Below are 13,042 nucleotides of genomic sequence, written 5' to 3'. Positions count from 1 at the left end.
ATGCTCCCATGTGGCACTCGACACTCTCTCGACGCCGACGCACGGGGAAAGGTGCCTGTATGACAGAGCTCGGTCTGCCCGAAGAAATCGTGGCCTGCCTCTTCGACCTCGACGGGGTCGTCACCAAGACGGCCGTGGTGCACGCGGCCGCCTGGAAGGAGACGTTCGACGCGTTCCTGCGCGAGCGGGACGGCGCGCAGTTCACGCCGTTCGACCCGGTCGCCGACTACGACGAGTACGTCGACGGACGGCCGCGCGCCGACGGGGTGCGCACCTTCCTCGCCTCCCGCGGCATCGAACTGCCCGAGGGGTCCCCGGACGACCCGCCGGACGCGGCGACCGTCAACGGAGTCGGCAACCGCAAGAACGAACTGCTGCTGCGCAGGATCCGCACCGAGGGCGTGGAGGCGTACGACGGCACGCTGCGCTACATCGACGCGGTCCGCGCCAGGGGACTGCGCACGGCGATCGTCTCCTCCAGCGCCAACACCCTCGACGTGCTGCGCTCGATCGACGCCGAGCACCTCTTCGACGTCCGCATCGACGGCGTGGTGGCCCGCGAGCGGAAGCTGCCGGGCAAGCCCCGCCCCGACACCTTCGAGGCCGCCGCCCGGGACCTCGGCGTCGGCGTCGGGCAGGCCGCCGTCTTCGAGGACGCGCTGGCCGGCATGGAGGCGGGCCGCGCGGGCCGCTTCGGATACGTCGTCGGTGTCGACCGCGTCGGCCAGCGCGACGCCCTCTACGCGCACGGGGCGAGCGTCGTCGTGAAGGACCTCGCCGACCTCCTCGACGGCCGGGGAGGCGCCGCGTGATCACCCACCGCTCGTACGCCGTCGAACCCTGGACCGTGCGCGAGACCGAACTCAGCCTGGACGTCCTGGCCCAGAGCGAGTCCGTCTTCGCCCTGTCCAACGGCCATGTCGGCTGGCGCGGCAACCTCGACGAGGGCGAACCGCACGGTCTGCCCGGCTCCTACCTCAACGGCGTGCACGAGGTGCACCCGCTGCCGTACGCGGAGGCCGGTTACGGCTACCCGGAGTCGGGCCAGACCGTCATCAACGTCACCAACGGCAAGATCCTTCGGCTGCTGGTCGACGACGAGCCGTTCGACCTGCGCTACGGCCGTCTCGTCTCCCACGAGCGCACCCTCGACCTGCGCACCGGCCTTCTGGAGCGCGTCTGCGAGTGGGTCTCCCCGGCCGGCTCCACGGTCCGGGTGCGCTCCACCCGGCTGGTCTCGCTCACCCAGCGGGCCGTGGCCGCGGTGGCGTACGAGGTGGAGGCCGTGGGCAGCCAGGCCCGCGTGGTGATCCAGTCGGAGCTCGTCGCCAACGAGCAGCTCCCGGAGGCGGACGGCGACCCGCGGGCGGCGATGGCGCTGCAGGGGTGCCTGGAGCCGGAGGAGGACTTCTCCTGCGGCAACCGGCTGCGCCTGGTCCACCGCACCCGGAACAGCGGTCTGCGGGTCGCGGTCGCCGCCGACCACGTCGTCACCGGCCCCGAGCGCACGACGACGGGCAGCGAGAGCCATCCGGACATCGCCCGGATGACGGTCACCTCGGTCCTGGAGCCGGGGCAGCGGCTGCGGGTGGAGAAGTTCGTCGCGCACGGCTGGTCCGGCGTCCGCTCCCTGCCCGCGATGAGCGACCAGGTCGACGCGGCGCTCGCGGCCGCCGCGCACAGCGGCTGGACGGGCCTGGTGGACGCGCAGCGGGCGTACCTCGACGACTTCTGGGCGCGCGCCGACGTCGAGGTGGACGGCGACGAGGAGATCCAGCAGGCCGTCCGGTTCGCCCTCTTCCACGTGCTGCAGGGCGGCGCCCGGGCCGAGCAGCGGGCGATCCCCGCCAAGGGGCTGACCGGGTCCGGCTACGACGGGCACGCGTTCTGGGACACCGAGATGTTCGTGCTGCCCGTGCTCACCTACACCTCGCCGGACGCCGTGGCCGAGGCGCTGCGCTGGCGGCAGAGCACCCTGCCGGCCGCCCGGGAGCGCGCGGCCCAGCTCGGGCTGCGCGGCGCCTCGTTCCCCTGGCGGACCATCGAGGGCCAGGAGGGTTCCGCCTACTGGCCCGCCGGCACGGCCGCCTTCCATGTGAACGCCGACATCGCGCACGCGGTGGTGCGGTACGTGGCGGCCACCGGCGACGAGGACTTCGAGCGGGACACGGGGCTGGAGCTGCTGGTGGAGACGGCCCGCCTGTGGCGGTCGCTCGGCCACCACGACCACCACGGCGCCTTCCACATCGACGGCGTCACCGGCCCCGACGAGTACAGCGCCGTCGCCGACGACAACACGTACACCAACCTCATGGCCCGGGCGAACCTGCTGGCCGCCGCCGACGTCGTGGAACGCCACCCGAAGCACGCCGACCGGCTCGGCGCCGACGACGAGGAGGCCGCCGCCTGGCGGGACGCCGCCGAGGCCATACACCTGCCGTACAACGACGAGCTGCGGGTGCACGAGCAGCACGCGGGCTTCACCCGCTACCAGCGCTGGGACTTCGCCGGGACCCGGCCCGACCAGTACCCGCTGCTGCTGCACTTCCCCTACTTCGACCTCTACCGCAAGCAGGTCGTCAAGCAGGCGGACCTGGTGCTGGCGATGTACACCTGCGGGGACGAGTTCGACGAGGAGCACATCGCCCGCAACTTCGCCTACTACGAGCCGCTGACCGTACGGGACTCCTCGCTGTCGGCCTGCGTCCAGGCGGTCATCGCCGCCCAGGCGGGCCATCTGCGCCTCGCCTACGACTACGCGGCCGAGGCGGCGCTGATGGACCTGGAGGACCTGGAGCACAACACGCGCGACGGGCTGCACATCGCCTCGCTGGCCGGTACGTGGATGGCGCTCGTGGCGGGCTTCGGCGGCACCCGCCGGGCGGGCGACGCGCTGGAGTTCGCGCCCCGGCTGCCGGAGAAGTTCAGCCGGCTGGCCTTCTCGCTGCTCTTCCGCGGCCGGCGGCTGCGCGTGGAGATCGGCCAGGAGAGCGCGACGTACCGCCTGCTGGCGGGACCGCCGCTGACCATCCGGCACCACGGCACCCCGGTCACGGTGCGCCCGGACGCCCCCACGGCCTGCCCTCTGCCGCCGCCGCGCCACCTCCCGGCGCCCGAGCAGCCCCCGAACCGCCGCCCGAACGTGCGCTGAGCAGCGCCGCGCCCGCCCCGGCCCCCGCGGTGGGGGCGGGCACCGCGGGCGAAGGGTGGGCCAAGGCCTTCGGTGTGCCGACACCGCGAGGATCGCAAGATCGGCAGCCGTCCCGGAGCAGCACCGGCAGAGCGGCTTGAGACACTCTGACATTCCATGCAATTATTGTCAGCATGTTGGAGGACGAGCGGCTCAAGCTGATCCTGGACGCGGCCTACACCTGCTTCACCCGGCACGGGGTCAGGCGCACGACCATGGACGACATCGCGCGCGAGGCGGGGATGTCCCGCCCCGGGGTCTACCAGTACGTGCGCAACAAGGAGGACGCGTTCCGCCGCCTGGCGGCGCGTCTGCTCGCCGGCGCTCTGGCCGGGGCTCATGGTGCGATCGAAGCCCAGGGGGACCTGCGCACCCGCCTGACCGGGGCGCTGGAGGCGAAACTGGGGCTGGCGGTGCGGCTGTGGCGCGACAGTCCCGCCCACGCGGCCGAGCTGCTGGGCGTCGACACCCGCATCTCGGCCGAGCAGGTCGAGGCGTACAACACCGCCATGCGTGATCTGGTCGCCGCCGCCGTCGCCGCGGACCACCCGGACGCGGACGCCACCGAAGTGGCCGAACTCCTGCTGGCCTTCACCCGAGGCCTGGAGGCCGACCTCTCCGACACCGACGCTCCGGCCCGGCGCCTGCGCCACGGAGTGGCACTGATCGTGGCAGGCCTCGACCGCACGAAGAACCACCCTCACCCACCCCGCAAGGAGCCGTCATGAGCACCTCCGTACTGATCACCGGAACCTCCTCGGGCATCGGCCGTGCCACCGCCCTGCGTCTGGCACGCCGCCCGGAGCTGACCGTCTACGCCACCGCCCGCCGCCCGGAGACCCTGGCCGATCTGGCCGCCGCGGGTGCCCGTGTTCTCGAACTGGACGTGACCGATGAGGCGTCCATGACCCGGGCCGTGGCGGCAGTGGAGGCCGAGCACGGATCCGTGGGCGTCCTCGTCAACAACGCGGGCTACGGCGAGTACGGCACCATCGAGGAGACCGGCCTGGACGGCGTGCGCCGGCAGTTCGAGACCAACGTCTTCGGACTCGCCCGGATGACGCAGCTCGTCCTGCCGGGCATGCGCCGGGCGTCCCGGGGACGGATCGTCAACGTCGGGTCGATGGGCGGGCGCATCGTCTTCCCGGTCGGGGGCTACTACCACGCCAGCAAGTACGCGGTGGAGGCCCTCACCGATGCCCTGCGCTTCGAAGCCGCACCCTTCGGCGTCAAGGTGAGCCTGATCGAGCCCGGTCTGATCCGCACCTCCTTCGGTGACACAGCGGCCCACACCCTGGCTGGCTCCGCCGCCCCCGCCGGCCCCTACGCCGCGCTGAACACCGCGGCCGATCAGCAGATGGCGCAGTCCTACGGCTCGACGATCCTCACCGCCCCGCCCGAGACCGTCGCCAAGGCCATCGAGCACGCCACGACCGCTGCCCGGCCGAAGACCCGCTACGTGGTCACGCCCGCGGCGAAGGCGCTCATCCACACCCGGCGCCTGCTGGGCGCTCGCGTCTTCGACGCCTTTCTGCGGACGCAGTTCAGGGGCGCCGCATGAACATCGACCGCCCTGCTCAACCCGGCGCCTCCGTCCTTCCCGGCTCCTGAGTCCGCCGCGGTCACCCGCCCCGGGCGGAAGACAGGCGACCGGCGTACGCGCCTCGGGGCGCCCAGCGGCGACGGAACACGGCGAACGGAAGGCATCGCAGGGCCGGCGCCGAGAGGGGCCGCCGGCCGACGGGGGAGGCCCTAGACGAGGACGTTCGTCAGCAGGCGCAGCAGGTCGTCCGTGGCGTCGGCGGCGCCGAGGGCCGGGAGGAGGCCGAGGGCGAGGACGGCCGCCGCGACGGACCACAGGTGCGGGGGCGGGGCGGACTGGAGGGCCGCGATACGGCGGGTGACGGCCCGGTCGGTGAAGCCCAGCGCGCACGACGGCTTCGCATGCCCGGCGGTGAGCGCCGCCCGGGCCAGCGCACGGGCGGTGGCGGTGCGGTCGCCCACCGCGTCCGCGGCCCGCTCGTCCGCCCAGCGCTCGACGAGGAACGCGACCGTGGTGCGTACCGGCGTGAGCAGCGGGTTGGCGCGGGCGGCCAGGGTCGCGGCGGTCATCAGCAGCGCGTGGCGGTGGCTCAGGTGGGCGCGCTCGTGGGCGAGCAGCACCCGCCGCTCGACCGGGTCGAGCGCGCCGAGCATCGCGGAGGTGACCAGGATCCGGCCCGGGCTGCCGGGGACGGCGAACGCCTGCGGCACGGGCGAGGCGACGACGATCAGTTCGGTGTCCCCGGGCTGCGCGGCGCACAGCTGGCGCAGGGCCCGGCGGGTGCCGTACTCGGCGCGGACCGCGCGCCACAGCCGGTGGGCCACCACGGCCAGAGCCAGGCAGGCGGCGAGGCCGACGGCCTCCGGCACCGGCGCGGCGAGGCGCTGCCCGTGCGCCCGGGCGTGCGCGACCACGGGCGGCGCGTCGTCGAGCAGGGTGGCCGCGAGCAGGACGAGGGACCAGACGGTCGCCGCGGCCGTCACCGCCGAGGCGGCGGTCAGCACCCGCGCGGCGAGCGCGGGCGCCACCCGCCGTCCGACCACGGGGCTGATCGCGGCGAGCAGCAGGGACAGCAGCAGCGGGATGTAGACGTCGAGCCTCACGCCGCGCCTCCGTTGAGCAGTTCGCGCAGCGCCCGCTCCTCCTCCGGGCTCAGCCCGGTGACGAACTGCTGGAGGGCGGCGATCGGATCGGGGCCGCGGTCCAGGGCCTCGTGCATCGCCTGGGCGGTCAGCTCCGCCGCGTTCTTCGCCGGCCGGTACGCGCCGCGCCGCCCGTCGACCTCGCGCAGCACCAGGCCCTTGTCGTAGAGCCGCTTCAGGATGGTGTGCACGGTGTTGTAGGCCAGGTTTCCGCCGATCTCCGACTGGATCTCGACCGGCGTCAGCGGCCGGTCGGTGGCCCACAGTGCCGCGAGGACCTCGCTCTCCAGCTCTCCCGAGCTGCGTCGTTCCGTCCTGCCGTGAGGCACCGTGCCAGCCATGCCCTCAACCTTACAGCGCGTAGGGGTGTCAGACGGGTGGCGGTATAGCGCCTGCGTGCCCGACCGACGCGGGTTACTTTGTCCGTGATCTTTCCGGAAATCCCGCCCGACTCCCGCTCACGGTCCGGCAGACTGTGGCGTCGATGGAACCCTACATCGTGTAGGGGTGAGAGAGGGAGATGACCGACATCAGTCACGCCATACTCACCGGGGCCCGCCGCTCCGGACCCGGAGGCGCGTCGCGCCGGGTCCCGCGACTGCGCGGCGACGGCCTTCTCGCGACGGTCGCGGCGGCCTTCACTCTCGCCCAACTCCTCCTCGTCCGGCCCCCCATGGGCCTCGGCTGGGACGAGACCGTCTACGTCAGCCAGGTCAGCCCGCACGCCCCGGCGGCCTTCTTCAGCGCCCCGCGCGCCCGCGGCGTCCCCCTCCTCGTGGCGCCCGTCGCCGCGTGGTCCACCTCCACCCCGCTGCTGCGCGTCTACCTCGCCCTGCTGTCCGGCCTCGCCCTGTACCTGGCCCTGCGGGTGTGGCGGGACCTGTTCCCCTCGCGCGTCCTCGCCCTCGCCGGGGCCCTGTTCGCCTCCCTGTGGGTGACGCTCTTCTACGGCCCGCAGGCCATGCCCAACTACTGGGTCGCCGTCGGCGCCCTCGTCTGTGCGGGCTGCTTCCTGCGCGCCCGGGCACGCCCCGGCGACCGCGCCGCGCTGTGGGGTCTGGTCGCGGGGGCGGCGCTCATGGCGTGGATGCGCCCCATGGACGCGGTGTGGGTGATCCTTCCGCTGCTCGTCCTCGCCGCGGTGCGACGGCACGGACGGCCCCTCCTCGCGCTGCTCGCCGGACTGGCCGCCGGGTCCGCGGAGTGGGTGGTCGAGGCCTACGTCTCCTACGGCGGCCTGCTCCAGCGGCTGTCCGACGGCTCGGCCATCCAGGGCGGTCTGGGCTGGCACCTCGCCGTGGCCGACCAGTTACGCAGCCTGGACGGGCGGACCCTGTGCCGCCCGTGCACCGGCCCCCTGCCCGAACCGGTGCTCGTCGGCTGGTGGTTCGCCCTGCCGCTGCTCGCCCTGCTGGGCCTCGTGGCCGCCCGGCGCGCCCGGCGGACCGTCCCCACGCTCGTCGCGCTGGCCTGCGCCGCCACGGCCGCCTTCCCGTACCTGTTCATGATCGGCTACGCGGCCCCCCGCTTCCTGCTGCCCGCCTACGCCCTGCTGGCGATACCGGTCGCCGACGCACTGGTCCACCTCGTCACGGCGCCGGGCCGGGCGTGGCGCCCGGTGGCCGTGACCCTGGTCGCCCTCGCGCTCGCCGTGCATCTGGCCGTCCAGTACGCCGTCCTCGCCCACACCGTCGAGCGCACGACCGCCGACCGCCGCGCCTGGGACCGCACCGTCGCCGAACTGCACCGCCTCGGGGTGCGTCCGCCCTGCGCGCTCACCGGCGAGGAGGCCGTGCCCCTCGCCTTCTACGCCGGCTGCTCCTCCGTGGACACCGGGGGCCACAACGCCAACATCACCCCGGACGGCCTCGTACGCACCGCACGGCGGATCCCCGTCGCCGTGCTCACGCTCCCGGGCGACCGGCCGCCGGCCTATGCCCGCTCCTGGCCCGTGCACCGGTCCGGCGCCCTCAGCCTGTACGTCGCACCGAGTGCGCACCGGGCCGCGGGCTCCTGAGACACCGGGCCCCGGCCGCCGTCACCGGGCCCGGACGGCTCCCGCCGGCCCGGCGGCGGCGCGGTGCGTCAGGTCCGGGGTGCGCGGCCCGGGCCGTCGCCGGGGTCCGGCGGCGTTCCCTTCTCCACCGGCGCCCCGGACGCCGGCCCCAGGCCGGCCACGAGGCGGGAGGGCAGCCATCGGGCCGCCGCGCCCAGGCACGCGCCGAGCCAGCCGAGGGCGAACAGCCAGCCGCCGGCCACGTCGGTGAACCAGTGCACGCCGAGATACACCCGGGTCAGCCCCACCAGCACGGCCCAGCCCCCCGCGACCAGGCAGAACGCCGTACGCCCCCTGGGCGCGCGCAGGCAGACCGCCGCGATCACCAGCCCGGCGGCCAGCGCCGACGTGGTGGTGTGCCCGGACGGGAACGCCCAGCCCGACGCGTGCGTGGCCCAGTCCTGCCGCGGCGGCCGGGGGCGGCCGGCCAGCTCCATCACGCCGTACCGCAGGGCCTGGCCCGCGGCGAGGCAGGCGGCGCCCAGGCCCGCGGCGAGCACCCGCTGCCGGGGCGTGCGGCCGAGGAGGAGCCCGGCCAGCGCCACGAGCGCGTAGGGCACGACCCCGGTCCCGGTGGCGGTCAGCCCCCGGGCCGCGGCCACCGCCACCACCGGGCGGTGGGCCACGGACCAGGACAGCAGCCCGGAGTCCACGGCCGGCGGAGCGCCGGAACCGGCGACGAACAGCCCGAGCACGGCGAACGCCGCCCACGCGCCGAGCCCGACGCTGCCCGCGAGGTCGGCGGTCTCCCTGCGCCTCATCCGGTCACCCTGCGCCCCGGACGGCGGCCTTCCCGGCGACGGGCGCGCCCAGCAGCGGCCGCAGCGGGGTCGCGGCGACCCACTGGGCCGGCACGTCCGGCCGGCGCTGCAGCGCCCCCATCGCGGCGAAAGCCGCGACGGAGCCGAGAAGCAGTCCGGCCAGCACGTCGTGCGGATAGTGCGCGCCGACCCAGACCCGGGAGACGGCCATCGCGACGGCCGCCACGGCCGCCACGGCGCCCAGCCGGCGGGAGACGAAGAAGAGGGCCACCGCGGCCGCCGCGGCGATCGCCGCGTGGTTGCTCGGGAAGGACCAGTCCGTGCGGGCCGGGCAGGCCTCCAGCGTCACCAGGCGCAGGGTGCGGCAGGGGCGCACCTCCCGCACCCCGAGCTTCACCAGCGAGTTCACCGCGTAGGCCGCGACCACCACGACCGGCACCGCCAGCGCCGTCACCGCGGCCTCGGGGCCCACCTGGCGCGCCCGCCACCAGCCCACGAGCATCAGCACGGCGAACACGGCCAGCCCGTACGCCGACCACGCCGAGACCGTGTCGTCGAACCAGACGGGGGAGTGGCGGGCCAGGTCCACCACGTCGGTGTAGGCGGGCCCGTCGAGCGAGGCGCCCGTGAATGCCGGCCTCATCCGCGCGCCTCCCCGGTCTTCGCGGCCCGGCGGGAGCGGAGCACCTCCACGGCCAGCGGGATCAGCGACACGACCACGATCAGCGCGATCACGGGGAGCAGGTACTTGTCGACGTTCGGGATCGACGAGCCCAGCGCGTACCCCGCGAGGACGAGGCCGACGGACCAGACGAGACCGCCCACGACCTGCCACAGGGTGAAGGTGCGGGCGGGCACCCCGAGGGCGCCGGCCATCGGGTTGAGCACCGTGCGCACCACCGGCACGAAGCGGGCCAGCACGATCGCCTTGGCGTGCCCGTAGCGGTCCAGGAGCTCCTCGGCGCGCCGCGCGCCGTCGTGCAGGCGCCGCGAGCGGCTGCGGGCGAGCAGCGCGCCGCCCGCCCGGCGGCCCAGCAGATAGCCGCACTGCGAGCCGGCCAGCGCGCCCACCACCGCCGCGACCAGCAGCGGAGCCAACGTCAAGCGCACTCCCCGGTCGGCCCCGCCGGTGCACAGCAGCCCCGCCGTGAACAGCAGCGAGTCCCCCGGCAGGAAGAAGCCGATCAGCAGCCCGGTCTCGGCGAACATCACCACGCCGACGCCGAGCACGCCGAAGGCGGCCAGCAGCGACTGGGCGTCCAGCACATTGACGGCGAGCTGCGACGACAGGTGCGGGGGTGGGATCATCGGCGCGCGCCCTTTCGCTGCGGATGTCTACACTTCTGTAGACCGTCTACTGAACTGTAGACGATAGCGGGTCCCGAATCGTTCCCGTGACCGGCGCGGCCGTGCGCGGGGCGTTCGCCCCCGCGTCGGCGGAGCGCGCGGACCGGCGCGGACACGGCCCGCGGGTAAGGGCCCGACCGCGTCCGCGTCCCCGCCGCGCCCGGCGCCCCCGCGCCGGCCGCCCGTCACGGCCCGAGCCCCGCCTCCCTGCGCACCCGCTCCAGCTGCTTGACCGGATCGCCGGTGTACGACCAGGGGGTGCGGCTGGCCCGGCGGCCGAGCAGCCGCAGCACCCCGGCGGCGACCTCGTCGACGCCCGCGTGACAGGCGGCGTGCGCCAGGTGGTTGAGGTCGCGCAGTTCGACGGGGGTCACCGCGGAGTCCGCCCGGTGCAGCACCCAGCGCTCCCAGGTGCGCCGTACGTCGCTGACGGCCCCGTCGTGGTCCCAGTGCTGCCCGGAGCCCACGGCGGAGCGTCGGCCCTTCGCGCAGTCCAGCACGTACCGGAACTCCTCGACCCTGGCGTACTGCACCAGCACCGGCAGCGCGCAGCCGGGCGGCGCCGCTCCGGCGGCCTCGCGGGCGAAGTCGTACATCATCCCGTGCGTGCCGTGCCAGCGCGCGGAGTAGTAGTGGAGCACCTGCAGGTGGCCCTCGACGCTGAAGGGGTCGCGCCGGTGCACCTCGTCCCACCAGCGCGCCAGATCCCCCCGCCGGACACCGGCCGGGTGCAGCCGGGCGACGGAGATCAGCGAGATCCACGGCGTGGGGTCCGCCGGGTACGCCTCGGCGGCCCGCAGACAGGCCAGCACCGCGGCGTCGATGCGGCCCCGCTCGATGGGCACGCCCCGGCCCGCCGCGATGGCCAGGTGGAAGGCCCGTGCCGTCTCCGTCGCCGCCCGCAGCACCAGCGCGTCGGCGCCGCGCGGCTCGGCGGCCAGCCAGGACTCCACGGTCGAACTGCTCGCGCACGCCTGCGCCAGCAGCCGGATCCGGTGGCCCCGCAGGGCCCAGTCGGCGCCCGTGTCCCGCAGCAGGTCCCGCACCCCCTGCCAGCGCCCGATGACGATGTCGTGGCGGGCGGAGGTGAGGGGCGCGTCCCCGCAGTCGGGGTCGAAGTCGGGGGCGAGGCGGTCTCGCGCCATCGGGATCTCCCTCAGAAGTCGGTGGGGAGGCCCTCGTACAGCCGGACCCGCTCGGCCGGATGCCCGCGGTCGGGGACGTAGTCGAACGGGACGGCGCGGGCGGCGTCCAGCTTGGCCGGGCGGTAGTAGTCGCTGCCCTGCCGCCAGTACCACAGCATCGGCACCAGCCCGGCGGCGAGCCCGCCGAGCCCGATCGCCACGGCGGCCGGGCTCAGCTCGTCCAGCGACTCGACGAAGACCCAGAACATGAACAGGGCGCCGAGCAGCGGCCACAGCCCGCCGAGGACGAAGTGGGCCGCCGACTTGAGCAGCATCCTGCGGTAGGCGACGACGACCGCGAGACCCGCCAGTCCGTAGTACACGGCGATCTGCAGGCCGATGGCCGAGATGGCGGCGGAGAGGATGTCGCCCACCGTGCCCAGCGCGTTGGACGCGATGAACATCGCCAGCGCCACCGCGCCGACCACGGCGATGGCCACCCACGGGGTGTTCCAGGTGCGGTGCACCCGGCCCAGCGCGGACGGCATGGTCCGGTCCCGGCCCATCGCGAACAGCGAGCGCGTGACCTGGATGAGGGTCGTCTCCAGGGTGGCGATGGTGGACAGCATCACGGAGACGGTGAGCAGCTTGCCGCCCCAGCCCGGCCAGACCTCCTCGCCGAGCACGGCCAGCACGTTGGCGTCGTTGCCCTGGATCTGCCGCGACGTCAGGATGACGTTCACCGCGATGGTGAACACCTCGAAGAGCAGGAACACGATGCCCACGCCGATCAGTCCGGCGAGCCCGGTCGTACGGCGGCTGTTGCGGGTCTCCTCGCTGAGGTTGCTGGTGACGTCCCAGCCCCAGTAGTAGAACGCGGCGATCAGCGCGCCCGCGGCGAACCCGGACACCCCGTCGAAATGGCTGAAGCCCAGCCAGGACCAGTCGAAGGCACGGGCGTTGTCGGTGTGGAAGAGGGCGAGGACGGCGAACAGCGCGAGGAGGGCCAGCTCCACGCCGGACATCAGCAGCTGCGCCCGCACGGTGAGCCGGGCGCCGCCGAGCACCACGAGCAGCATCACCAGGAACCAGGCCGCTCCGACGACGGTCGACAGGGCCGTGTCGTCGGCGAGTCCGGGAGCGAGGAGGGCCAGGGTCATCGACCCGGCCGGCAGCGACCCGGCCACCATGAAGATGGTCGCGGAGATCACCAGCGCCCAGCCGCTGACGAAGCCGAGGAAGGGGTGCAGGGTCCGCCCCACCCAGGAGTAACTGGCGCCCGCGTTGACGTCGATGCGGCTGAGGTAGCTGAAGGCCAGGGCGATGCCCAGCATGGGTATCGCGCAGTACAGCAGTGCCGCCGGGCTGGCCAGTCCCACCGCACCGACCAGGACCGCGCTGGTCGCCGCCAGCGAGTACGCCGGGGCACTGCCCGCCACGGCCATCACCACGGTGTCGAACGTGCCGAGGGCGTCGGCCTGCAACCCTCTTCCGCTGCTCTTGCTCATGGATGCGCTGCTTTCCGTCGTGCACGACGCCAGGGGGTGTGGGGCCCGGGCGGCGTAAAGGGCGTGGGGGGTGGCCGGCGCGGGTCCGCCCGGAGGGTGGCCCCGGGCCGGGCAGCCGGAGAAACAAGGGGGATGCCCCGTTCGGCCGCTGCGTCGCCGGACGGTCACACCGTGTGTGGCAGTGATGATAGCCGTGCTGGTTGCCCGTTCAAGATTGACCGGAGGGTAATTCTCCGCTCGCTGTACGAAGTTCAACCAGTGTCGCTGCCACGTACTTTGATTGGGACCGGCCCACCGGGAAACGCGGACCACGACGTCCCGCGGGAGCCGCTCGAGCGGAGCCGCGGGGCGGGACACGGAGAAGCCGAGGA

12 protein-coding genes are annotated in these 13,042 nt (G+C 74.2%); 5 read left to right on the top strand and 7 right to left on the bottom strand.

The window, feature by feature from the left end:
* Positions 1 to 59 precede the first annotated feature (59 nt).
* The 4 genes from ACIPM1_RS08800 to ACIPM1_RS08785 all read left to right on the top strand — a co-directional run bounded on the left by ACIPM1_RS08800 (position 60) and on the right by ACIPM1_RS08785 (position 4,751).
* Positions 60 to 812 (top strand): HAD-IA family hydrolase, encoded by a 753-nt coding sequence (locus tag ACIPM1_RS08800; RefSeq protein ID WP_356190952.1) that lies wholly within the window; start codon positions 60 to 62, stop codon positions 810 to 812.
* A complete protein-coding gene (locus ACIPM1_RS08795) occupies positions 809 to 3,151 on the top strand; it encodes a glycoside hydrolase family 65 protein (protein ID WP_402430909.1) in 2,343 nt (780 codons plus the stop codon). Before ACIPM1_RS08800 ends, ACIPM1_RS08795 begins: the two co-directional genes overlap by 4 nt.
* 173 nt (positions 3,152 to 3,324) lie before the next feature.
* Positions 3,325 to 3,918: a helix-turn-helix domain-containing protein gene (locus ACIPM1_RS08790; protein WP_402430906.1), complete on the top strand. Its 594-nt coding sequence runs from the start codon at positions 3,325 to 3,327 to the stop codon at positions 3,916 to 3,918.
* On the top strand, positions 3,915 to 4,751 hold the full coding sequence (locus ACIPM1_RS08785; RefSeq protein ID WP_402430903.1) for an oxidoreductase: 837 nt from the start codon (positions 3,915 to 3,917) through the stop codon (positions 4,749 to 4,751). The genes ACIPM1_RS08790 and ACIPM1_RS08785 overlap by 4 nt, the downstream gene beginning before the upstream one ends.
* A 191-nt stretch (positions 4,752 to 4,942) precedes the next feature.
* On the opposite strand, the gene ACIPM1_RS08780 is transcribed toward ACIPM1_RS08785, so the two are convergent.
* Both ACIPM1_RS08780 and ACIPM1_RS08775 read right to left on the bottom strand, forming a co-directional pair.
* Positions 4,943 to 5,836: a M56 family metallopeptidase gene (locus ACIPM1_RS08780; RefSeq protein ID WP_402430901.1), complete on the bottom strand. Its 894-nt coding sequence runs from the start codon at positions 5,834 to 5,836 to the stop codon at positions 4,943 to 4,945.
* Positions 5,833 to 6,216, bottom strand: coding sequence for a BlaI/MecI/CopY family transcriptional regulator (locus tag ACIPM1_RS08775; RefSeq protein ID WP_402430898.1), 384 nt, complete (start codon positions 6,214 to 6,216; stop codon positions 5,833 to 5,835). The genes ACIPM1_RS08780 and ACIPM1_RS08775 overlap by 4 nt, the downstream gene beginning before the upstream one ends.
* A 179-nt stretch (positions 6,217 to 6,395) precedes the next feature.
* Here ACIPM1_RS08775 and ACIPM1_RS08770 point away from each other — a divergent pair, with 179 nt between their 5' ends.
* On the top strand, positions 6,396 to 7,892 hold the full coding sequence (locus ACIPM1_RS08770) for a hypothetical protein (RefSeq protein ID WP_402430895.1): 1,497 nt from the start codon (positions 6,396 to 6,398) through the stop codon (positions 7,890 to 7,892).
* 68 nt (positions 7,893 to 7,960) lie between these two features.
* On the opposite strand, the gene ACIPM1_RS08765 is transcribed toward ACIPM1_RS08770, so the two are convergent.
* The 5 genes from ACIPM1_RS08765 to ACIPM1_RS08745 form a co-directional block, all read right to left on the bottom strand.
* Entirely contained in the window at positions 7,961 to 8,692 is a 732-nt protein-coding gene (locus tag ACIPM1_RS08765) for a phosphatase PAP2 family protein (RefSeq protein WP_402430892.1), read from the bottom strand.
* Positions 8,693 to 8,696: 4 nt separating this feature from the next.
* Positions 8,697 to 9,335, bottom strand: coding sequence for a phosphatase PAP2 family protein (locus ACIPM1_RS08760; protein WP_402430889.1), 639 nt, complete (start codon positions 9,333 to 9,335; stop codon positions 8,697 to 8,699).
* A complete protein-coding gene (locus tag ACIPM1_RS08755) occupies positions 9,332 to 10,000 on the bottom strand; it encodes a DedA family protein (protein ID WP_402430886.1) in 669 nt (222 codons plus the stop codon). The genes ACIPM1_RS08760 and ACIPM1_RS08755 overlap by 4 nt, the downstream gene beginning before the upstream one ends.
* Before the next feature lie 224 nt (positions 10,001 to 10,224).
* Positions 10,225 to 11,184 carry a hypothetical protein gene (locus ACIPM1_RS08750; RefSeq protein ID WP_402430883.1) on the bottom strand — a complete coding sequence of 320 codons (960 nt, stop codon included), beginning with the start codon at positions 11,182 to 11,184 and terminating at the stop codon, positions 10,225 to 10,227.
* 11 nt (positions 11,185 to 11,195) lie between these two features.
* Positions 11,196 to 12,671, bottom strand: a complete 1,476-nt coding sequence (locus tag ACIPM1_RS08745) for an APC family permease (protein WP_402430880.1) — start codon at positions 12,669 to 12,671, stop codon at positions 11,196 to 11,198.
* Between the last annotated feature and the right edge of the window lie 371 nt (positions 12,672 to 13,042).

The sequence above is a fragment of the Streptomyces sp. NPDC086766 genome, from assembly GCF_044746005.1.
GTDB lineage: Bacteria > Actinomycetota > Actinomycetes > Streptomycetales > Streptomycetaceae > Streptomyces.
This window is presented reverse-complemented; position numbering and strand designations above follow the sequence as displayed.